Genomic DNA, 20,808 nt, shown 5'->3' with positions numbered 1-20,808 from the left:
GATCCCTGCCTCCTTCGCGCCACGCCTTTCTACTACGAACAATAGTACTTCACCCCATAGTATTCGCTCTTCGACGTTTGTCAAGCACTAAAACAATCCGCGACAGTTCGAGAGCAAACCCGGTGGGAGATGCCCACCAAGCCGCCCGACTCCGCCTCCATTTCATGCAAGATCGCCCGTTTCGCGATCACGCCCGAGGACCGCAACCCGGCGAAAAGGACGGCCGACCCTTCGGTTTTCCGAAGGGTCGGCGAGGGGATCCGAACGATGGCTTCGTCACACCGCAGGATTCGAAGGGGTTCCGTCCTGGTCATTGAAATCGCGGCACGATCGGTGCGATGGATGAGGAGCATCGACGGGGCGAGACGTCCACAAAAACATGAATCTTACTTGAAAACATAAATTACTCACTCCGACGAACTGAGCCCCAAAGGGAGTCCGAATGGAGACGTTGCTGCCGCCAACTCGCGGGACAACCCAGGATCGAGGGGAGACGTCCCTCGCGTCGGCGGCGATCGACGGCGTGGCGATGATCGAGGACCTGCTCGGGGCGCAGGGCAATCTGTCGGCGGTCGAGCGGTTCGCCCAGTTCCACAGGGAAAGCGCCGGGCCGCTCCAGAGTCGTTTCTACTCGTCGCTCTTGCCCGCCTCGCCGCCGGGGCCGGGGCAGCAGCTCGCCTTCGAGGTCGACCTCGACCGCTGCTCGGGCTGCAAAGCATGTGTGGTGGCCTGCCACACGCTCAACGGGCTCGACGATGGGGAGGCCTGGCGCGACGTAGGCTTGCTCGTCGGCGGTCGGTCGGGATTGCCGGTCCTCCAGCACGTGACGTCGTCGTGCCACCACTGCCTCGACCCCGCCTGCCTCGCGGCCTGCCCGACCGACGCGTACGAGAAAGATCCGGTCACGGGGATCGTCAAGCACCTCGACGACCAGTGCTTCGGCTGCCAGTACTGCACGCTCGCCTGCCCCTACGACGCCCCCAAATACCACGCGGGCAAGGGCATCGTCCGCAAATGCGACATGTGCTCGGGCCGGCTCGCGGTGGGCGAGGCCCCCGCGTGCGTCCAGGCCTGCCCGCACGAGGCGATCCGGATCCGGGTCGTCGACCGCGACGACGTCGCCGAGCGTGCCGAGGCGGGCGAATTCCTCACCGCCGCACCCGGCCCCGACCACACCCGGCCGACGACCCGCTACCTCTCCGCACGCCCCCTGACCGACTCGCTCCGCCCCGGCGACCACTTCCGGAACCAACCCGAGCACGCCCACTGGCCGCTCGTCCTCATGCTCGTCCTGACCCAGCTCTCGGTCGGCGCCTTCCTCGTCGACCTGCTGGTTTGGGCAGGCTCGGGCGAAGGTTCCCCGCTCCGCATCGGAGCCTGCCTCGGATTCGGTCTCCTCGGACTGTTCGCGAGCACGTGCCACCTCGGCCGTCCCCACCTCGCCTTCCGCGCGATCATCGGGATCCGCCATTCGTGGCTGAGCCGCGAGGTCGCCGCGTTCGGACTCTTCGCCGGCCTGGCGAAGGCCCACGCGGGCCTCACGATCGCACTCCCCTGGCTCTATGACGCCTACCCGGCCCTCCGGCTCGCCGTCGGCGCGGGGGTCGTCGCCTCGGGGACGTTGGGGGTGGCCTGCTCGGTCATGGTCTACCACGTCGTCCGCCGACCGTTCTGGAGGGCGACGCTGGGCGTGCCCAAGTTCGCCGGGACGGGCCTCGTGCTCGGCCTCGCGTTGACGCTCGCCGTCTCGGCGGTCGACGGCACCTCGGCCATGGTCGCCCGGACGGTCGGGCTCGGATTGATGGTCGCCGTGGTCGCCAAGCTGCGGTTCGAGGGCTCGTTGCGACGCCACCTCGAGGACCCGAGCCTCACGCCCCTGAAGCGCTCCGCGCTCCTCATCACGGGCCCCCTGTCCCGGGCCTCCGCGATCCGGGTCACCCTGGGGATCCTCGGGGGGCTCGTCCTCCCCTTCCCGCTGGTCCTGGGCTGGACGTCGCTCCCCGGGCCCGCCGTCGCGGCGGGGGCGATCCTAGCGTTCCTGATGCTGCTCGGGGGCGAGGTTGCCGAGAGATACCTTTTCTTCGCTGCGGTCGTGAAGCCGAAGATGCCGGGAGGGCTGCTCCCATGACTTTCGGATCCCTCCTCGAAACCCTCCGGCGACGCCTCTCGCCCTTGATCCGGGCACACGATGGCCGGCTGACCCGGGAGCTGCTCCGCACTCCCGGTCGGTTCGGGCTCGGCCAGGTCCCCGCGGGCAAGGCGCCCGACGCGACCACGGGGATGGTCTGCGGCTACTGTTCCACAGGTTGTAGTCTGAACATCCACCTGCGCGACGGCCAGGCGGTGAACCTGACCCCGTCGAGCGACTACCCGGTGAACCTGGGCATGGCCTGCCCCAAAGGCTGGGAGGCGTTGACCGTGCTCGACGCGGCCGACCGGGCGACGGTCCCGCTCCTCCGCGACGCCGAAGGGCGGCGGAACCCAGTCGACTGGCAGACCGCGTTGGAGACGATGGTCGAGCGGATCAAGGCCATCCAGGCCCGGCACGGGGACGACTCCGTGGCCTTCCTGGGCACGGGCCAGCTCCCGACCGAGGAATTGGCGTTGCTCGGGGCCCTCGGGAAGTTCGGGATGGGGATGGTCCACGGGGACGGGAATACTCGCCAGTGCATGGCGACCGCCGTCGTCGCGTACAAGCAGGCGTTCGGCTTCGACGCCCCTCCTTACACCTACCAGGACCTCGAGGAGTCGGATTGCCTCGTCCTGATCGGCTCGAACATGTGCATCGCCCACCCGATCATGTGGGAACGAGTGATGCGCAACCCGCACCGGCCCGAGATCATCGTCGTCGACCCGCGTCGGACCGAGACGGCGATGAACGCGACGCTCCACCTGCCGATCAAGCCCAAGTCGGACCTGGTCTTACTCTACGGCCTTGCAAACCTCTTGATCCAGTCGGGCGCAATCGACCGCACGTTCATCGACGCCCACACGACCGGCTTCGACGAGTTCGCCGCGTTCGTCCGTCGATTCCCTCCGGGTGGTGTCGGATATGAGACCGGCATGGGGATCGACATCCTCCAGGACGTGGCCGAGCGGATCCGCAAGGGGAAGCGGGTCTCATTCTGGTGGACGATGGGGGTGAACCAGAGCCACGAGGGGGTGCGGACCGCGCAGGCGCTCATCAACCTCGCGCTCATGACCGGCAACATCGGCCGCCCCGGCACCGGCGCGAACTCGATCACGGGCCAGTGCAACGCGATGGGCTCCCGCCTCTTCTCGAACACCGCGAGCCTCTTCGGCGGCCGGGACTTCGCCGACCCCGACCACCGGGCCGAGGTCTCGGGGATCCTCGAGATCCCCGAAGGCCGGATCCCCTCGCGAAATAGCTGGGCCTACGACCAGATCGTCCAGGGCATCGAGGACGGGACGATCCGAGGGCTCTGGGTCGTCGCGACGAACCCGGCCCACTCCTGGATCCACCAGGGGCGGCTCCGCGAGTTGCTCGGCCGGCTCGACTTCCTGGTCGTGCAGGACATGTACCACTCGACCGAGACCGCGCAGGCCGCGGACCTCCTCCTCCCGGCCGCCGCCTGGGGCGAGAAGGAAGGGACGTTCATCAACTCCGAGCGGAGGATCGGCCTGATCAAGAAGGTCCGCCGGGCCCCCGGCCAGGCGCTCGGCGACTTCCAGATCTTCCAGCTCGTCGCCCACTACTTCGGCTGCGGGGCGATGTTCGCGGGGTGGGACTCGCCCGAGTCGGTCTTCCAGATCCTCAAGCGCCTCTCGGCCGGACGCCCTTGCGACATCACCGGCATCGCCGACTACGCCCAGCTCGACGAGGCGAGGGGGATCCAGTGGCCGCACCCGGCCGGCTCCCCCGCCCCGGCCCCCCAGCGCCGGCTTTTCGCCGACGGGCGATTCTTCCACCCCGACGGCCGGGCCCGGTTCGTGTTCGAGAAACCCGCCGCCCCCCCCGAGGCGATCGACGAGAAGTTCCCGTTCATACTCCTGACCGGGCGCGGGAGCGCCTCGCAGTGGCACACGCAAACGAGGACGTCGAAGTCGGACGTCCTCCGGAAGCTTTATCCGACGCAGCCGCATCTCGAGATCGGACCCGCCGACGCGGCTCGCCTGGGGATTGTACCGGAGGAATGGGTCGTCATCGAGTCGCGCCGGGGACGCGTCTACGCCAAGGCCTTCGTTGCACCGACGATCCCGCCGGGCTGCGTCTTCCTGCCGATGCACGACGAGGCGACCAACCGACTCACGTTCGCTTCATTCGACCCTTATTCCCGACAGCCGTCTTACAAGGCCTGTGCGGTCAAGGTGGTGCCCGCGAGGGCCGCCCGATCCGAGGTCCTTGCCGAGAGAAGCCCCGCCTCCCAGACCGCTCTCGACACCAGCCCCACCGGAGCCTCGAGCCGATGACGCAGCCGAACGGCAAGGCCACGCGAATCACCCTCTTCGACCTCAAGACGCCGGCGATGCGAGCGTTCCATATGTCGTGGTTCGCCTTCTTCCTTTGTTTCTTCGCCTGGTTCGGGATCGCGCCTTTGATGTCGGTGGTCCGGGACGAGATGGGACTGACGAAGGATCAGGTCGGCTGGTGCATCATCGGCTCGGTGTCGATCACCGTGGTCGCTCGAATGGCCGTGGGACGGCTCTGCGACCTGATCGGACCTCGCCTCGCCTACACCGGACTCTTGATCCTCGGGGCGGTCCCGGTCATGGGGATCGGCCTGGCGCACGACTTCTGGAGCTTCCTGTTCTTCCGCGTCGCCATCGGCGCGATCGGGGCCGCGTTCGTGATCACGCAGTATCACACGTCGATGATGTTCGCCCCGAACTGCATCGGCACGGCCAACGCGACGACGGCGGGCTGGGGCAACATGGGAGGGGGCGTCACGCAGATGGCCATGCCGATGGTCTTCGCGTTCTTCGCCGGCACGGCGGGGCTCGGGAATGACCGGGGATGGCGGGCCGCGATGCTCGCCTCGGGAGTCGTCTGCCTCCTCACCGGCGTCGCCTATTATCGACTGACCCAGGACACCCCGCTCGGTAATTTCCGCGACCTCCGCGCCTCGGGGCAGTTGCCGCCCGCCCGGGCCTCCCGCGGCAGCTTCGGCAGGGCGGCCCGCGACCGTCGGGTTTGGGTCCTGTTCGTCCTCTACGGGGCCTGCTTCGGCATCGAGCTGACGATCGACAACATCGCCGCGCTCTACTTCGGCGACTACTTCGGCCTGGGCCTCGGGGCCGCGGGGATGGCCGCCGGTTCGCTCGGCCTCCTCCACCTGTTCGCCCGGACGCTCGGCGGGTTCGTCAGCGATCGCTGCGGGGGACGTTGGGGGCTCCGCGGGCGGGTCTCCTGGCTCTTCCTCGCGATCCTGGTCGAGGGCCTCGCACTCATGGTCTTCTCGAGGATGTCGACCCTGGCGTTCGCCCTCCCGACGATGTTGGTTTTCGGTGTGTTCATGAAAATGTCCGAGGGGGCGACTTACGCCATCGTCCCCTTCGTCAACCGCGAGTGCCTCGGCTCCGTCGCCGGGATCGTGGGCGCCGGCGGCAACGCGGCGGCCGTCGCCGCCGGGTTCTTGTTCCGAGGCAGCCTCCCCTGGCCGACGGCCCTGTTGATCCTCGGGGTCCTCGTCACGGCATCGTCCTTCCTCGCCCTGACCGTCCGCTTCTCCACCGCCGACGAGTCCGAGGCCGCGCTCGCCTTCGAGCAGGCCGCCGAACAACGCCGGCACCGCCCGGAGCTCGTCGCCATGCCCGCCTAATGGCAATCGGATCATACAAAATCATATAAACCGAAAAAATCATTCCGAGGCCCGTACCCATGCCCGACCCGAACGGCCTGACCGAGGCGCAAAAAAACTACCTCCAGGGATTCGCGATGGGCGCCGACGTCGCCCGGGCCGTCCGAGGCTTGCCGATCGTGTCCGGGAGCGGCTCGGTCCCCGGGGTGAGCGTCCAGGTCGGCCCCCGACGCCCCGGGCCGGACGCGCTCCAACTCGACGCGCAGGATCGACAGCTCGCCGAGGGGAAGACCCTGACGAACGAGGAGACGGCGAAACGGGACAAAGATCCCTTCGCCCTCTGGGACGAGATGCACGCGAACGCCCACGCAGGCCGCTTCCCGAAGGGGACCGACGTCTTCCTCTACAAGTACTCCGGCCTCTTCTTCGTCGCCCCGGCGCAGGACTCGTTCATGTGTCGGCTCCGGATCGCCGGCGGACACCTCAGCTCCTGGCAGTTCCGGGGCGTGGCCGACATCGCCAGGCGCCTCGGCGGCGGCCACGTCGACATCACGACTCGGGCGAACCTCCAGATTCGCGAGATCGCCGCGGGCGACGCCCCCGAGGTCCTCACGGCCCTCGCCGACCTCGGGATCTTGAGCAAAGGGGCGGGCGCCGACAACATCCGGAACGTCACCGCCAGCCCGACGAGCGGGTTCGACCCCAAGGAGTTGATCGAGACCCTGCCCCTGGCCAGGGCGATGCACCACCACATCCTGAATCATCGCGAACTCTACGGCCTCCCCCGGAAATTCAACATAGCCTTCGACGGCGGCGGCCTCGTCTCGAGCCTGGACGACACGAACGACATCGGCTTCAAGGCCGTGCGCGTTTCCCTCGAGGACGCCGGCGACGACCTCCCGGCCGGTGTCTACTTCCGCCTGAGCCTCGGAGGCATCACCGGGCACAAGGACTTCGCACGCGACACGGGGGTGCTGCTCCGCCCCGACGAATGCGTCGCGGTCGCCTCGGCGATCGTCCGGGTCTTCATCCGGAGCGGCGATCGGACCGACCGGAAGAAGGCGAGGCTCAAGTACGTCCTCGATTCCTGGGGCTTCCCGAAATTCCTCGACGAGGTCGAGCGCGAGCACGGCGCCCCGCTCCGCCGCGTCGCCCTCGAGCGTTGCGACCCGCCGACCCCCGACGATCGCTGGGCGCACGTCGGCTTCCATCCCCAGGCCCAGGCCGGGCGCTGCTACGTCGGTCTCGTCCTCCCCGTGGGCCGTCTGACGGTCGAGCAGGCCCGAGGCCTCGCGGACGTCGCCGACCGCTTCGGCTCCGGCACGATCCGCCTGACGGTCTGGCAGAACCTCCTCATCCCCGACATCCGCGAGTCGGACATGGAGGCCGCCCGGATCGCCATCGAGGCGCTCGGGCTCGACTGGGACGCGTCGAGCGTCCGCAGCGGTCTGGTCGCCTGCACGGGGAGCGCCGGGTGCAAATATGCCGGGGCCGACACCAAAGGGCAGGCCCTGCTCCTGGCCGACTACCTCGAAGACCGCCTGACCCTCGACCGTCCGATCAACATCCACCTGACCGGTTGTCATCACTCCTGCGCCCAGCACTACATCGGCGACATCGGGCTCGAGGGGACCAAGGTGGAAGTCGGCGAAGCGATGGTGGACGGCTACCACCTGTGCGTCGGTGGCGGTTGGGGCGTCGAGCAAGGGATCGGGCGACGCCTCCTCGATTCGCTCCCATTCGAAGACGTCCCCCCGACCGTCGAGCGTCTCCTGCGCGGATACCTCGCCCTCCGCGGAGGCCCAGGCGAATCGTTCGCGAGTTTCGCTCGACGGCACGACCTCGACACGCTCCGAAGACTGGCCACCTCGAACCCCCAGCTCGACGACCGTCCGGCCTTCGACGAGCCAGCCCCCTTCCTCCAACCCGCGTGAGGGTCCCCCGATGGACGTCATCCCCTTGATCCCCGAGTCGGCCCCCTTCAACGCGGAACAGCGTGCCTGGCTCAACGGCTTCCTCGCGGGCTGGATCGGCCTCCAGGGCTCGGCCGCGTCGCCGGCACCCGACGCACCAGCCCCCTCCCCCATCGTCGCCGAGCCAGAGCCCTGGCACGACCCGTCCCTGCCGCTCGACGAGCGGCTCAGGCTGGCCGAGGGGAAGACATCGACGAGCCGGCTGATGGCCGCGATGGCGCAGCTCGATTGCGGGTCCTGCGGCTACGTCTGCCGGACCTATGCCGAAGCCATCGCCCAGGGGAAGGAGTCGAGCCTGGGCCTCTGCACCCCCGGCGGCACCGAGACCGCACGGGCCCTGAAGCGGATCGTCAAGGAAGATCGGCCGGCCCCGAACGTGACAGCCTCGAAAGGGGCGGCCGTCACCTCGGTCGTCGCTGGCGAAACATACTCACGCCAGAACCCGTTCACGGCAAGCCTCCTTCGGACGGAGGTCCTGAACCGTCCGGGCTCGGAAAAAGAGACCCGGCATGTCGAGATCGACCTCAAAGGCGGCCCGACCTACCGCGTCGGCGACTCCCTCGGCGTCTACCCCGAGAACTGCCCGGAGCTCGTCGCGGAGTTGATCGCCGAGTTGGGGGCTTCGGGCGACGAGCCGGTTACCGCCGCGGACGGCCAGGTCCTTCCGCTCCGAGAGGCCCTGATCCGTCGGCACTGTCTCAATGAGATGACCGAAGACCTCCTCGCCCGCCTCGCCGAGTCGGCCGCGGATGTCGCGGACGTCGAGGCAGTCAGGGCCTTGCTGGACGACGACGCGTCGACCCTCGGGCTCGACGTGCTCGACATCCTCCGCCGTTTCCCCTCGGCCAGGCCGAGTCCGGCCGACTTCGTCGCGACTCTGAACCCGCTCCAGCCCCGCCTCTACTCGATCTCGAGTTCCCCCAGGCAGCACGCCGGCCAGGTCCATTTGACCGTCCGTCGCGTCTCATACAAGCATCAAAGCCGCACGAGAAAGGGGGTCGCGTCGACGATGCTCGCCGACCGGGTCGCGCCCGGGGCGCCGCTCCGGGTCTTCGTCCAGAAGTCCCACGGCTTCACCCTACCCGAAGACCCGAACACACCGATCATCATGGTCGGACCGGGGACCGGCATCGCCCCCTTCCGGGCCTTCCTCCACGAGCGCGACGCCCTCGGCGCGACCGGCCAAGCCTGGCTCTTCTACGGCGACCAGCGCGGGGCGTTCGACTTCCTCTATGAAGACGAACTGGCCGACTTCCTCCGCCGAGGCGTGCTCACCCGCCTCGACACCGCCTTCAGCCGAGACCAAGACGAGAAAATCTACGTCCAACACCGCCTCCTCGAGCACGGCGCCGAGCTCTTCCACTGGCTCGAGGCCGGGGCCCACCTCTACGTCTGCGGCGACGCCAAGCATATGGCCGCCGACGTCGACCGCGCCCTCCGTACCCTCATCCGCGACCATGGTTCCAGGGGCGACGAGGCCGCGGCGACTTACGTCGCGGGGCTCAAGGCCGCGAGGCGTTACTCTCGGGACGTTTATTGATCCGGTCGCAGTAACGGCATGGAGGTGCCCCTACCAGGTCGAGCGATCAGGGCGGCAGGCGACGGGGGGCGGCGTTGTAGAGGGAGAGGGCCGGCAGGTCCCAGGCGACGGCCAGGGACAGGCCATCGGGGGAGAAGACCAGGAAACGCACCAGACCCGGTGGGCCTTCGACCGTCAGCAGTTCCTCGCGAGTGGCGACGTCCCAGAGCTTGAGCAGGCCGCCTCGGTCGCCCGAGGCGAGGGTTTTCCCGTCGGGCGAGAGCGCCAAGGCCAGGACGTCGTGCTGATGCCCGGTCAGAGGGGCGCTCTCGACCAGGGTGGACGGGTTCCTCAGGGAGATCTCTCGGCTCCCCGCGTACGACAAGGCCAGGACGGTGGCGTCGTCCGTGCTCGCCAACAGCTCGGGGATCCGAGTCAGGCGAGGGCTCGTGGCACGCAAATGGTCGAACTCTCGGCCATAGAGTCTCAGGACCAAATCCGGGTCCTGCGTCAGCACGGCCCCTCGACCGGTGAAGGCGAAGAAGGCCTCGGCCCCCGGCTCGCGAGTCTCCCGACCGGTCGCGACGTCTCGGATCGGAGCGACCTGGCCGTGGAACGCGAAGGAACGGCCGTCGGGCGAGAGGGAGATCCTGCCGACCAAGGAATCGCGCCGGCTCGGAGGAGCGATCGGATGCCCCTCCCGATCCCAGAAGGTCACGCCCCCTTTCGCGTCGCAGACGGCGAGGGTCGCACCATCGAGGGAGAACGCCGCCGACTCGACCGTCTCCGACGTCTCGAGCCTCGTCGACGTCCTGGACGCGCCGTCGGAAACGTCCCAGGTGGAAAGCGTGCCGTCGCCCTCAAGGGTCGCCAGCGTCCGGCCGTCGGACGAGTAGGACACGGCAGCGAGGCCGGTACGGACGGGGACATCCCGACGGTCGCGCGGGACGTCGACATCCCAGAACATGACCATGCGATCTCGGCCGCCGGTGACCAGGGTCTTGCCGTCCGGCGAGAAGTCCGACGACCAGATCCCCGACTCGTGACCGACCGCGACGCCGCGATCCGCGCCGGTGGCGACGTCCCAGAACCGGATCGTGCAATCGTCGCCGACCGCGACCAGGAGCCGCCCGTCGGGCGAGAAGGCCGACGAGTTGACCCGGACCGAGTGCCCCACGAACTGGCGGAGGACTCGACCGTCGCCGACGTCGTGGAGCCGGACGATCCGGTCGCTTGACGTGGTCGCCACGGTCTTCCCGTCGGGCGAGAAATCCACGTCCATCACGGCAGATTTTCCCGCGGCCTGAAGGGTCACGACATGCGCCCCGCTCGCCAGATCCCAGAGGCCCGCCTCGGTCGCATGCTGGCCGACGACGGCCACGAGCCGTCCGTCGGGGGACAGGTCCATGCTCTCCGCCAGGGAATTCCGCAGCGTTTCGAAGGAGACGATCGGCCGCTCATCCGAAGGATCCCAGACCTTGACGTTCCCCGATCGCCCGCAAGAAACAAGTCGTCGGCCATCCGGCGTGAATCGGACGATCACCGCGTCCCCCTGGTGGGCGGCCATCGAGCGTTTCTCGAGCCGAGTTTGCACATCCCAGAGTCGTACAACCCCCGAGTCGTCGGTCGTGGCCAGGGTCTGACCGTCGGGCGAATAGGTGACCCAGTTGACCTCCGTGGCCCCCCCTCGAGGTCGCAGTTCGGCGACACAACCGCCGGTTTGGACGTCCCAGAGCCGCACCGAGCCGTCCTCACCACAACTCGCCACGCTACGGCCATCGGGCGAAAACTCGGCGCGATAGACCTCGCCACGATGACCTTCCCACTTTTGCCGTTCGCCGTGGCAGAGCTTCGTCAGGTAGTCCCAGACGAACGATCGCAAGTCCTCCTCGCCGGGGCCTGGCCTCTGGCGACCGAGGACCTCGAGGCACGAGGCGGCCTGGTAGCTGCGAGCGAGGAGCGCCGCGTGTCGGATATCGGCGACGTAGCGTAGACTGCGGGCCTCCCGGTCGCGTTGGCGACGCTCCTCGACGGCGAGCCGGTTCGACTCGCCCTGGATGTGATCGAGCCTCGCCGCGTTCCAGCGGATGGCACCGCCGAGGAGGGCGAGCAGCACCAAGACCGCCGACACCAACGCGACCGACGTCGGGTGCCGTCGTCCCCAACGCCGAGCCCGTCCCCAACGGCCCGGGGGACGTGCCAGGGTCGGCAGGCCCTCGGCAAAACGGCCCAGGTCTTCGGCGAGGTCTCGGGCGGTCGGGTAGCGTGCTTCCGAGGCCTTCTCCAAACACCTCAGACAGATGCTCTCGAGGTCGGGAGGAATCTCGCGGCGTCGACGGCGGGGCAAAACCGGGTCGTTGCCGAGGACCAGCCGCAACGTCTCCATCGTCGACTCGCCGACGAACGGAGGCCGCCCGCAGAGCAGCTCGTAGAGGATGCAGCCCAGGGCGTACACGTCGGTCGACGGGCCGATCGCCCGGTTCCGCCCCTCGGCCTGCTCGGGCGCCATGTAGGGCGGCGAACCGATCGGGATTCCGCTCCGCGACGGCTCTCCCCCCAGGTCGAGGACCTTCGCCAGACTGAAGTCGGCGACCCTCGGCACCAGATCGGGCAGCATTCTCGACGCTCCCCCGGCCGTCGCCGAGGGGGCCGCCTGCAGGAGGATGTTGCTCGGCTTGAGGTCGCGGTGCAGCACGCCTCGTTCGTGCGCATGCTCCACGGCCCAGGCCACCTCGCACAGGAACCGAGCCGCCTCGAGGGCGTCGATCGGCCCCTCGCGGGCCGCCAGCCATTCGGCCAATGTCGGCCCTTCACAATAGGCCGAGGCGATGTAGCTGATCGCCCCCACCTCGCCGACTTCGAAGACGGGGACGATGTTCGGGTGGTCGAGCCCCGCGGCCGCCTGGGCCTCTCGCACGAACTGCTTGCGGACCTCGGGGGAGAGCAACGCCTCCGGTTGGGGGAGCTTCAGCGCAATCATCCGCCGCATGGCGGGGTCCCACGCCTTGAAGACGATCCCGAACCCTCCTCGACCTACCGTCCGGACGATGAGGAACCGGCCGAACCGCGTCCTCCCCGACTCGGGCGAAGACGGCCCCGCGGACAGGCCATCCTCGGCCGGCCCCAGGTCGGTTCTCGCCGGTCCCGCATTCGAAGCCGAGGCGACGGCATCGCGGTCGGACGGCGGCCAGACCTGGTGCAGCAGCCAGAGGAATCCCTCCGCCTTGCGCAGCTCGGACTGGAATGCCGGATCATCCGACCCCGGAACGCCTCCGACGAGGTCGGCATCGTCCTCCCCGGCCGCCAGGGCCTCGTCGTAGGCCGCCATCGCCTCCGACAAACGGTCCTCGTCCGGACTCTCCTCTCCGCTCGGAGCGGTCATGAGAGGGCGCCGAGCTCATCCCTGAGACGCAGGACCGCACGGCTCCAGAGCTTGCGGGCCGCGTCCGCGGAGCATCCCAGCCTCTCGCCGATCTCCGTGAACGAAATCCGATCCTGATGCCGCCATTGGACCGTCAGGCGATAACGCTCGGGCAGTCGGCCCAGGGCTTGATCGATCGCCCCGGCCAGTTCGTTCGCCATGGCGCGATCCATCGGCGTCGAATCGACGCTCACCCCGACCGTCTCGAGCGCAAACCCCACTTCGCGGTCGGTGGAGCGCTTCTCCGTCTTGTGATACCGCCTGCGGAGGTTCGCCAACCGACACTCGAGGATCCGGCGCAGCCACGCGAGGAGCTCGCCCTCGGTCTGGCCTCGGAAGTCGACGATATGCCGCTGCGCCTCGAGGAATGTCTCCTGCACCGCATCCGACGCCCCCGCCTTGGACAGGAGGTCCGGACCGAGCGCGTGATTGGCCACCGCGAGCAGGTACTGCCGACTCCCCTGGAGCAACGCGCCCAGGTCTTCCGGCGAGCCCGCGACGGCCGCCCGGATCCGCAGCCCTACGGCCTCGTCCCCCCGCGACGATTCCCCGCGCAAGCCCACCATTCAGCACCTCGAAACGTGGCCTCGGCCCACACATCAAACAATACCGAGTATACAAGCCTTCACGCGTCAAAACAAGAGACCCATGCCAGGGTCCGGATTTTTCGAGCCTCTGACACGTTCCGAGGGATGGGTCACGCAAACCACGCACCGAGACTCGTCCGGACCATCCTCCCACAAAAGGAGCCCGCCCTCGCGGGCCACAGGATCCTTACCGGACCGCCCACCGCCAAGTCCCAAGTCTCGCTATGAACATGAAGCGTCGTCGGATGAATTATGTCCCTCAATTCCGAACGGTGATCCACCCGCTGGCGCATTGAGAGACCCTCGGCATTCTCCGGAAAACCGGGCTCCTGCGAGGATCAACGTCGACGACTCGTCGTCGGACCTCAGCGCCTGCGGAATCGTCGACGACATCGAGACGAAGACGACACGCACACAAGTTCTCTCCCGAGAGATCCGGGAATTCAAGTTGGTGCTGCGTCCACGCGACAAGTCGAGGTCGTGTGTAAAACGTCATTCGCATAAAAATTTTCCCCCCGGTAGGCAGGGCACTCTTGCCCCGCGGATTTCGCAGCGACTACCGCAGAAAGAGCGGGGCATGATTGCCCCGCCTAGACCGGGGGGATCCCTCGGGCCGCGTTGATACCGGGAAACGAAAGCTGGCACGGCCCACCCCCAAAAACAAGGCTTGGCGAAGTAACAGGGAGTCGGCGATGATTCGAGTCAGGAGCTTGCGCTTCGGGACCGGCTGTGGGCGCGGGCCTGCAAGCGGACCTGAGGATCGGGGCCGATCCGGCTTGCGTCTCGGGTCCCGTCGGCGCATTCTGGGGATTGGTTGAGGGATGCGCCGACCACGAGAGTCGTGGCGGCCCGAGATCACCAGCCCTCGAACCGGGCCGGCATGGCGGCGGGCCCGGTGGGAACGTCGTACGGAGTAAGGTCGGCCGGAAGGCCCCGAGCGTGGCGAGGATGACGGCCAGTTCGGGGACGAGGACGACCGGAGAGACTCGAGCCCGGCGGACGCGGGGAAACCCGGCCCGCACTGGGGCGCCCGCGGGGCGCCGAAGGCCCGGGTGGGATGGGGAATTCGACGATGCGTCCACATTTTAAGGCGGGAGTCGCCGGAGCCGCCCTGGTCATGAGCCTTGCCAATCCCCCCGGCGCTTCGGCCGGGGACCTGAACCGAAGCCGATATCCCGAGGCCCCCCGGTCCGAGACCCTCGACGACTACCACGGTACCAAGGTCGCCGACGTCTACCGACCGCTCGAGGACCCCGACTCCGAGCCGACCCGTGCCTGGGTCGAGGCCGAGAACAAGGTCACCGCGGCATTCCTCGACGCGATCCCGGCCCGCGAGCCGATCCGAGCCCGACTGACCGAGCTCTGGAATTACGAGAAGTTCGGCGTGCCGTATCGCGAAGGAGGCCGCTACTTCTTCACTCGAAACAGCGGGCTCCAGAACCAGGCCGTGCTCTACACGGTGCCGAGCCTCGACGCCGAGCCGAACGTCCTGCTCGATCCCAACACCCTCTCCCCCGACGGGACCGTCGCCCTGGCCGGGACCTCGATCAGCGACGACGGCTCCCTGCTCGCCTACGGCCTCGCCAAGGCCGGCTCCGACTGGCAGGAGTGGCGCGTCCGCGACGTCGGGTCCGGAAAGGACCGGGACGACCATCTGAAGTGGATCAAGTTCTCGGGTGCCTCGTGGGCCAAGGACCGGAGCGGTTTCTACTATAGCCGGTTCCCCGAGCCCAAGCCCGGCGAAGACCTCAAGGGGGTCAACTACTACCAGAAGCTCTACTTCCACCGCCTCGGCACCCCCCAGGCCGACGACACGCTCGTCTACGAACGCCCCGACCAGAAAGAGTGGGAGTTCCACGGCAGCGTCACCGACGACGGCAAATACCTCATCATCACCGTCGCCAAGGGGACCGACGACAAATACCGCATCCTCTACAAGGCCCTCGGCACGCCCGACGCCCCGATCGTCGAACTGATCGATAACTTCGATCATGAATATTCGTTCATTGAAAACGACGGCCCGGTCTTCTGGTTCAAGACCGACCGGGACGCGCCCCGGGGGCGAGTGATCGCCATCGACACGCGCCAACCCAAGGCCGAGAACTGGAAGGAGATCATCCCCCAGTCGGGCGAGACCCTCGGCGGGGTCGCGGTGGTCGGCGACCGGTTCCTCGCGTCGTACCTGAAAGACGCACACACCCAGGTCAAGGTCTTCGGGCTCGACGGGAAGCCCGAGCGCGAGGTTGAACTGCCCGGGCTCGGGACGGCCAGCGGCTTCGGCGGCAAGCGTTCCGACCTCGAAACTTTCTACGGGTTTGCCTCGTTCAACCGTCCCGCGACGATCTATCGCTACAACATCGCCGAAGGAAAGAGCGAGATCTTCCGCTCGCCCAAGCTCGCGTTCGACCCCAACGCTTATGAGACCACGCAGGTCTTCTACGCGAGCAAGGACGGGACCCGCGTCCCGATGTTCATCAGCCACAAGAAGGGGCTCGCCCTCGACGGCAAGAACCCGACCCTGCTCTACGGCTACGGCGGGTTCAACATCGCGCTGACCCCCGCCTTCAGCGCGAGCACCCTCGTCTGGATGGAGATGGGGGGCGTCTTCGCCCAGCCCAACCTGCGCGGGGGCGGCGAATATGGCGAGGAGTGGCACAAGGCCGGGACGAAGGCGAAGAAGCAGAACGTCTTCGACGACTTCATCGCCGCCGCCGAGTGGCTGATCGAGCACAAGTACACGAGTACGCCGAAGCTCGCGATCTCGGGAGGCTCCAACGGCGGCCTCCTCGTCGGCGCCTGCCTCACGCAGCGTCCCAGCCTCTTCGGCGCGGCCCTGCCGGCGGTCGGCGTGATGGACATGCTCCGGTTCCACAAATTCACGATCGGCTGGGCCTGGGTCGACGACTACGGCTCGTCCGACGATCCCGAGTTGTTCAAGTCCCTCCTGGCCTATTCCCCCTTGCATAACCTCAAGGCCGGGACCTGCTACCCCCCGACGCTCGTCACGACCGCCGACCACGACGACCGCGTCGTCCCGGCCCACAGCTTCAAGTTCGCCGCGGCCTTGCAGTCGGCCCAGTCGTGCGACAACCCGGTCCTGATCCGGATCGAAACCAAAGCCGGCCACGGCGCCGGAAAGCCGACCGCCAAGATCATCGAGGAAGCCGCCGACCGCTGGGCCTTCCTCGTCAAGGTTCTCGACGTCCCCGTCCGCTCGCCCGTCGGCCGTTGACCGTCGGCCCTTCATATCCCAGAGGGTTCTCCCCCTCGGGCAACTCCCTCTCTGCCGAAACCCGGTTTTTTCTTAATAACCGGGTTTCTGGCCCAAGAGACGACGACATCCCCCAAAGAGTTGCCCAGCCCAGCGTTCGTAGGGTGGGCATCGCCTTCCGACACCCGGGAAAGGCCAATGAGCCAGTGCCTCTTCGTGGCCGACAGCTCCCCTGTCCCTAATCCTCGTTTTTCCTTAAAATCGGGTTTCTGAGCGAAAAGATGACGACATCCCGGGAAGGGTGGTCGAAGTCCATTGCGTCAGAAACCCGGTTTTCAAGAAAAGGCCGAATCCCGAGGCAAAGCTTCAGCGAATCGTCCCCTTCGACGTTGACAGGGGATGGACACCAAGCCCGGGCGAAACCCGCTCATCCTTACCACTCCCCATGTCATACGGTCGTTACGGCCTAGATACCCTTAAGATAGAGGATCTGGGAAATCTAGACAATAAATCGCCTCGCGTGTGTCTTTTTTTTTCACCAGTAGAGGCCTTCCACCTGAACTATCCTTGCAGAGGCGGCGAATAACCAGATAGAGTACCCCCCGTAACGCTGAGTCGTGCTCAAGACGAGTGGATTTGAATTTTGCCAGCACCCGGAATTAATTCAACATATATTGATCCCAAAAGAGTAGTTGAAGGCTGCATACCAAAACCGGCCGATCGGGGGATGACCTCCCGGGGAGCTGGCGGCCTAACAGCCCCTCTTTGATCGTTTGCGGCGGATCCCGAGAGTCGATCCGACAGTCGCCCTCGAAGGCTGAGGGCTGAGAATGTCATCACCATTCTCGGCCGAGCTATCCGAGAGTCGGGAGGCGGTGCCCGGGGTGTCATCACCACCTCGAGCTCCGTGATCGGGAGAGCCCAAGGAAAGGGCCGAGGATGTCATCACCATCCCCGGCCCCGTGTTCGCCTGCCCCCCGTACCATTTTTGAGGAGTCAGACTAGGTGGCCATTTTAAACGAAGGCTTCGCGGTCGTCACCGGTGTTACGAAAAACATCGCCCGGACTTCGAGCCGAGCTTTCCGTGCTCTCGTCATCGCCGGCGTCGGGGCCGCGGCCCTGATCGGTGCGGGCCAGACGGCCCAGGCCGCCACGGGGCTCGGGCCCGCCCAGGACTACAACCTCTTCATCCTCGGCGACGCCAACAACACGAACACGGATTCCCAGGGCCGGGTCGCTGTCGGTGGGAACGCCACCTTCAGCAGCTATAGCGTGGCCTCCAGCCTGAGCTCGCCCGCGGCCAACGCCCTCGTCGTCGGCGGGAGCGTCTCGTATACGAATGGCACGGTCAGTGGCGACCTCCACTACGGGACGACCAAGAGCCTGTCCGGCGTGAACGTCACCGGGACCACCACCAACGACACCCCGATCAACTTCAACACCGCCGCGACCCAGCTCACCGCGCTGTCGAACTCGCTCTCCCAACTCGGCTCGAACGGCACGGTCACCCAGGGTAACCTCGGCCTCACCCTGACCGGGACGAGCTCCACCCAGAACGTCTTCAACCTGACCGCCGCCCAGTTCGCCAGCGCGAACAGCAACGGCCTCAACATCGTCTCCCCGAACGGCTCGACCGTGATCATCAACGTCGCCGGCACCTCCGCCTCGCTGGCGAACTTCCAGATGTACGTCAACGGGTCGAGCTCCGAGGCGAACTCCCAGATCAACAACATCCTCTTCAACTTCAAAGAAGCGACGAGCATCACCAACAGCAACGTCGCGATCTACGGCAGCGTCCTGGCCCCGAACGCCGACCTGAACTTCGGCTACAGCCACATCGACGGCACCTTGATCGGCAAGTCGCTGACCGACAGCCACGTCGAGACCCACAACTACCCGTTCGGCGGCAACGTCGTCGTCCCCGAGCCCTCCTCGATCGCCCTCGCGTCGATCCTGGGCCTCGGCGGCCTCGTCCACGGCCTCCGTCGCCGTCGTCGCGCCGCCTGAGCGTCGCCCTCGACCCCGACTCGCCAACATCTGACGCCCGGGCCGGACCTTCCGACCCGGGCGTTTCTCGTTCGAAGCGATCAATGGTCGGGCAGGGCGCAAGCGAAAGGTCGGGTTCAAATGCGGGGGGAGGGTTCACCACGAAGGCACAAAGATCACAAAGGAATTCAAAGACCGATCAATTCTTGATTCCTCTTTGTGTCCTTGGTGCCTTCGTGGTGAATCCTCCCCCTCTTCCTCGCGAGCTCGCCGAGAACCGAACACCTGCCTCTACCGCCCGGACCGGACTCGGGCCACGCGGAAGCCCAGGCGGTCACTCCGGTCGCCCGGTGTGATCCTGCCGCGGTTCGCCGACTGGCAGAGCCGCGCGGTACTGCCCCAGCCTCCGCCCCGGTCGACCCGGAACGCGGCGCGTGGGGGACCGAGCGGGTCCGCGTTGCCCGACTGGCCGTAGTAATCCTCGTCGTACCAATCCTGGCACCATTCCCAGACGTTTCCGAACATGTCGTTCAGTCCGAAGGCGTTCGGCCGCTTCTCACCGACCGGGTGGGTCTTCCCTTTGGAATTCGCCTCGAACCAGGCAAACTCGCCCAGCCCTGCCTCGTCATCCCCGAAGGAGTATCGCTTCGTGCTCCCCGCCCGGCAGGCATACTCCCACTCCGCCTCGGTCGGCAGCCGATAGTAATCGCCCCCCAACTGCGCCTTCTCGCGCTCGTTCAGCATCTTGCAAAACGCGACCGCGTCTTCCCAGGAGACGTTTTCCACCGGCAAGTCGTCCGACCCTTTGAATTGACTTGGGTTCTGCCCCGTCACGGCCCGGTACTGGCCCTGAGTGACCTCGGTCACGCCCAGGTGAAACGGTCGCGTGATCCGCACCCGATGCTGGGGCTTCTCGAAGAATTCCGCATCCTGTTCCGAAGCGGACGAGCCCATCAGGAACTCTCCCGCGGGGATCGATACGAACGTCATGCCGACCGAGTTGCTGAGCCCCTTCGAAGCACCCGGCACCGCGGCCGGTTCCTTGGCGCCGGCGAACCCGCCCGCCAGCAATCCCACCGCAACGACTCCCAACATTCTCATTCGTCGCATTCATCGCCTCCTGGCTCGCCTGGACTATGCAGGGCTCGAACGTAATTCAACCCTCAGCGTACATAGCCCATGGCAGCTCAGACCAGTCTCTATCGGGCGAGCCTCGCACCGATCGTTCCTTGGTCGATGTGAGGAAATCCACCCCAGGCCTCACGACGAGATCCGCCACGACCTAGAAAGGAAAGGACATGCAAAGAAAGGAAAGGACATGGGGAAAGGAAAGGACATGCAAAACAAACGTCCTACCAACGAAAACCCCGGAGCCAGCCGGGGCGATTTACGAACCTACTGACTGGAAAGAGGAAAGGACATGCAATGCAAACGTCCTACCAACGGAAAGGAAAAGGAAAGGACATGCAATGCAAACGTCCTACCAACGAAAACCCCGGAGCCAGCCGGGGCGATTTACGAACCTACTGAGTGGAGTGTACCTCGGGTCATATGCTCCGCCGTTCGGGGGTCCGACGCCCGTGACGACGCGACGCCTTCGCCGAGGATCCAGCGATCCCATGACATGGCCGCACCGACGATGAGACGGGTCGCCCTCGGCCTCAGTCCGGCCCTCAGATGGCAGGGCAGCCGTTGAGATTCGCCACCCGACCCAGGCCCAGACGAGCCGCGACTTCCTCGAGACGAGACCGGCTCGACGCCAGGAATCGCCCGAGAAGCCGACCCTTCCTCAACCCCTCCAGCCGTTCTTGCCAGGTCTCCGCGCTCGAACCCAACCGATCGAGGATCTCGGATACCTCGCGGGCCACCGTCGCCTTACCCTCCCGGAAGAGCCGGGAGGTGTAATCGACCAGGAGCAAGTAGCTCCCCAGCGGGAACCCTTCCAGCATTCCTTCCCGGGTCGAATCCAACGGGCGACGATCCTCGACCGGGCACAGCCAGAGGAACTCCTCAAGCCCTGACGACGCGTCCGAACCGGCCACGCTGCCTTGGCGTGATGCCTCGAGGTCTTCGCACCGCTCCTGGTCCTTGACGTGGTCGACCCGCACCTTGATCGACGTGTGCGGGCTCGCCTCGGGGACGTCGACGACTCCCGCCGCGACCGGGTTGAGGTCGATGTAAGCACAGGTCGCCAGGAGCGACTCCTCATCGAGGATTCCGACGCATTTGAAGCGCGATTCGAAGAACGCTCCCCGGCAATCGTCCTGGCGATTGGCGAGCCGAGAGAGGGGTTCCTTCAGGCACTTCATGAACCAACTGAGGCTCTGAAGCCGCCTTCGGGCGATCGCCACC

The 20,808-nt window shown here is 66.7% G+C and carries 11 protein-coding genes; 7 read left to right on the top strand and 4 right to left on the bottom strand.

From position 1 onward, the window contains the following. Positions 1-442 precede the first annotated feature (442 nt). The 5 genes from ACYOEI_RS26550 to ACYOEI_RS26530 are packed head-to-tail and all read left to right on the top strand — an operon-like array spanning position 443 to position 9,272. Positions 443-2,128: a DmsC/YnfH family molybdoenzyme membrane anchor subunit gene (locus tag ACYOEI_RS26550; protein WP_462852660.1), complete on the top strand. Its 1,686-nt coding sequence runs from the start codon at positions 443-445 to the stop codon at positions 2,126-2,128. Then, entirely contained in the window at positions 2,125-4,431 is a 2,307-nt protein-coding gene (locus ACYOEI_RS26545; protein WP_462852659.1) for a molybdopterin oxidoreductase family protein, read from the top strand. Before ACYOEI_RS26550 ends, ACYOEI_RS26545 begins: the two co-directional genes overlap by 4 nt. Then, entirely contained in the window at positions 4,428-5,780 is a 1,353-nt protein-coding gene (locus tag ACYOEI_RS26540; RefSeq protein WP_462852658.1) for an MFS transporter, read from the top strand. The genes ACYOEI_RS26545 and ACYOEI_RS26540 overlap by 4 nt, the downstream gene beginning before the upstream one ends. A 59-nt stretch (positions 5,781-5,839) precedes the next feature. Further along, positions 5,840-7,693 (top strand): NirA family protein, encoded by a 1,854-nt coding sequence (locus ACYOEI_RS26535; protein WP_462852656.1) that lies wholly within the window; start codon positions 5,840-5,842, stop codon positions 7,691-7,693. A 10-nt stretch (positions 7,694-7,703) separates the two neighbouring features. Further along, positions 7,704-9,272, top strand: a complete 1,569-nt coding sequence (locus ACYOEI_RS26530) for a sulfite reductase subunit alpha (RefSeq protein WP_462852655.1) — start codon at positions 7,704-7,706, stop codon at positions 9,270-9,272. Positions 9,273-9,318: 46 nt separating this feature from the next. Here the strand turns inward: ACYOEI_RS26530 and ACYOEI_RS26525 are convergent, their stop codons facing one another. Further along, complete coding sequence (locus ACYOEI_RS26525) at positions 9,319-12,591, bottom strand: WD40 repeat domain-containing serine/threonine protein kinase (RefSeq protein ID WP_462852654.1); 3,273 nt, start codon at positions 12,589-12,591, stop codon at positions 9,319-9,321. Between the two features lie 38 nt (positions 12,592-12,629). Continuing rightward, positions 12,630-13,238 carry a sigma-70 family RNA polymerase sigma factor gene (locus tag ACYOEI_RS26520; RefSeq protein ID WP_462852653.1) on the bottom strand — a complete coding sequence of 203 codons (609 nt, stop codon included), beginning with the start codon at positions 13,236-13,238 and terminating at the stop codon, positions 12,630-12,632. Positions 13,239-14,376: 1,138 nt separating this feature from the next. Here ACYOEI_RS26520 and ACYOEI_RS26515 point away from each other — a divergent pair. After that, entirely contained in the window at positions 14,377-16,491 is a 2,115-nt protein-coding gene (locus ACYOEI_RS26515; RefSeq protein WP_462852798.1) for a prolyl oligopeptidase family serine peptidase, read from the top strand. A gap of 984 nt (positions 16,492-17,475) precedes the next feature. Beyond that, positions 17,476-18,477: a choice-of-anchor A family protein gene (locus ACYOEI_RS26510; protein WP_462852652.1), complete on the top strand. Its 1,002-nt coding sequence runs from the start codon at positions 17,476-17,478 to the stop codon at positions 18,475-18,477. A 270-nt stretch (positions 18,478-18,747) separates the two neighbouring features. Here ACYOEI_RS26510 and ACYOEI_RS26505 read toward each other — a convergent pair whose 3' ends face one another. Beyond that, positions 18,748-19,566, bottom strand: a complete 819-nt coding sequence (locus ACYOEI_RS26505) for a formylglycine-generating enzyme family protein (RefSeq protein ID WP_462852651.1) — start codon at positions 19,564-19,566, stop codon at positions 18,748-18,750. Between the two features lie 563 nt (positions 19,567-20,129). After that, a partial coding sequence (locus ACYOEI_RS26500) for a transposase (protein ID WP_462852650.1) occupies positions 20,130-20,808 on the bottom strand: 679 nt, incomplete at its 5' end.

The sequence above is a fragment of the Singulisphaera rosea genome, assembly GCF_054877945.1.
Note: the sequence above shows the minus strand (reverse complement) of the source record. Positions and strands in the feature narration are given on the sequence as shown.

Coding starts and splice junctions, on each gene's coding strand:
- ACYOEI_RS26550 (WP_462852660.1), top strand. CDS start 443: ATGGAGACGTTGCTGCCGCCAACTCGCGGGACAACCCAGGATCGAGGG.
- ACYOEI_RS26545 (WP_462852659.1), top strand. CDS start 2,125: ATGACTTTCGGATCCCTCCTCGAAACCCTCCGGCGACGCCTCTCGCCC.
- ACYOEI_RS26540 (WP_462852658.1), top strand. CDS start 4,428: ATGACGCAGCCGAACGGCAAGGCCACGCGAATCACCCTCTTCGACCTC.
- ACYOEI_RS26535 (WP_462852656.1), top strand. CDS start 5,840: ATGCCCGACCCGAACGGCCTGACCGAGGCGCAAAAAAACTACCTCCAG.
- ACYOEI_RS26530 (WP_462852655.1), top strand. CDS start 7,704: ATGGACGTCATCCCCTTGATCCCCGAGTCGGCCCCCTTCAACGCGGAA.
- ACYOEI_RS26520 (WP_462852653.1), bottom strand. CDS start 13,238: ATGGTGGGCTTGCGCGGGGAATCGTCGCGGGGGGACGAGGCCGTAGGG.
- ACYOEI_RS26515 (WP_462852798.1), top strand. CDS start 14,377: ATGAGCCTTGCCAATCCCCCCGGCGCTTCGGCCGGGGACCTGAACCGA.
- ACYOEI_RS26505 (WP_462852651.1), bottom strand. CDS start 19,566: ATGCGACGAATGAGAATGTTGGGAGTCGTTGCGGTGGGATTGCTGGCG.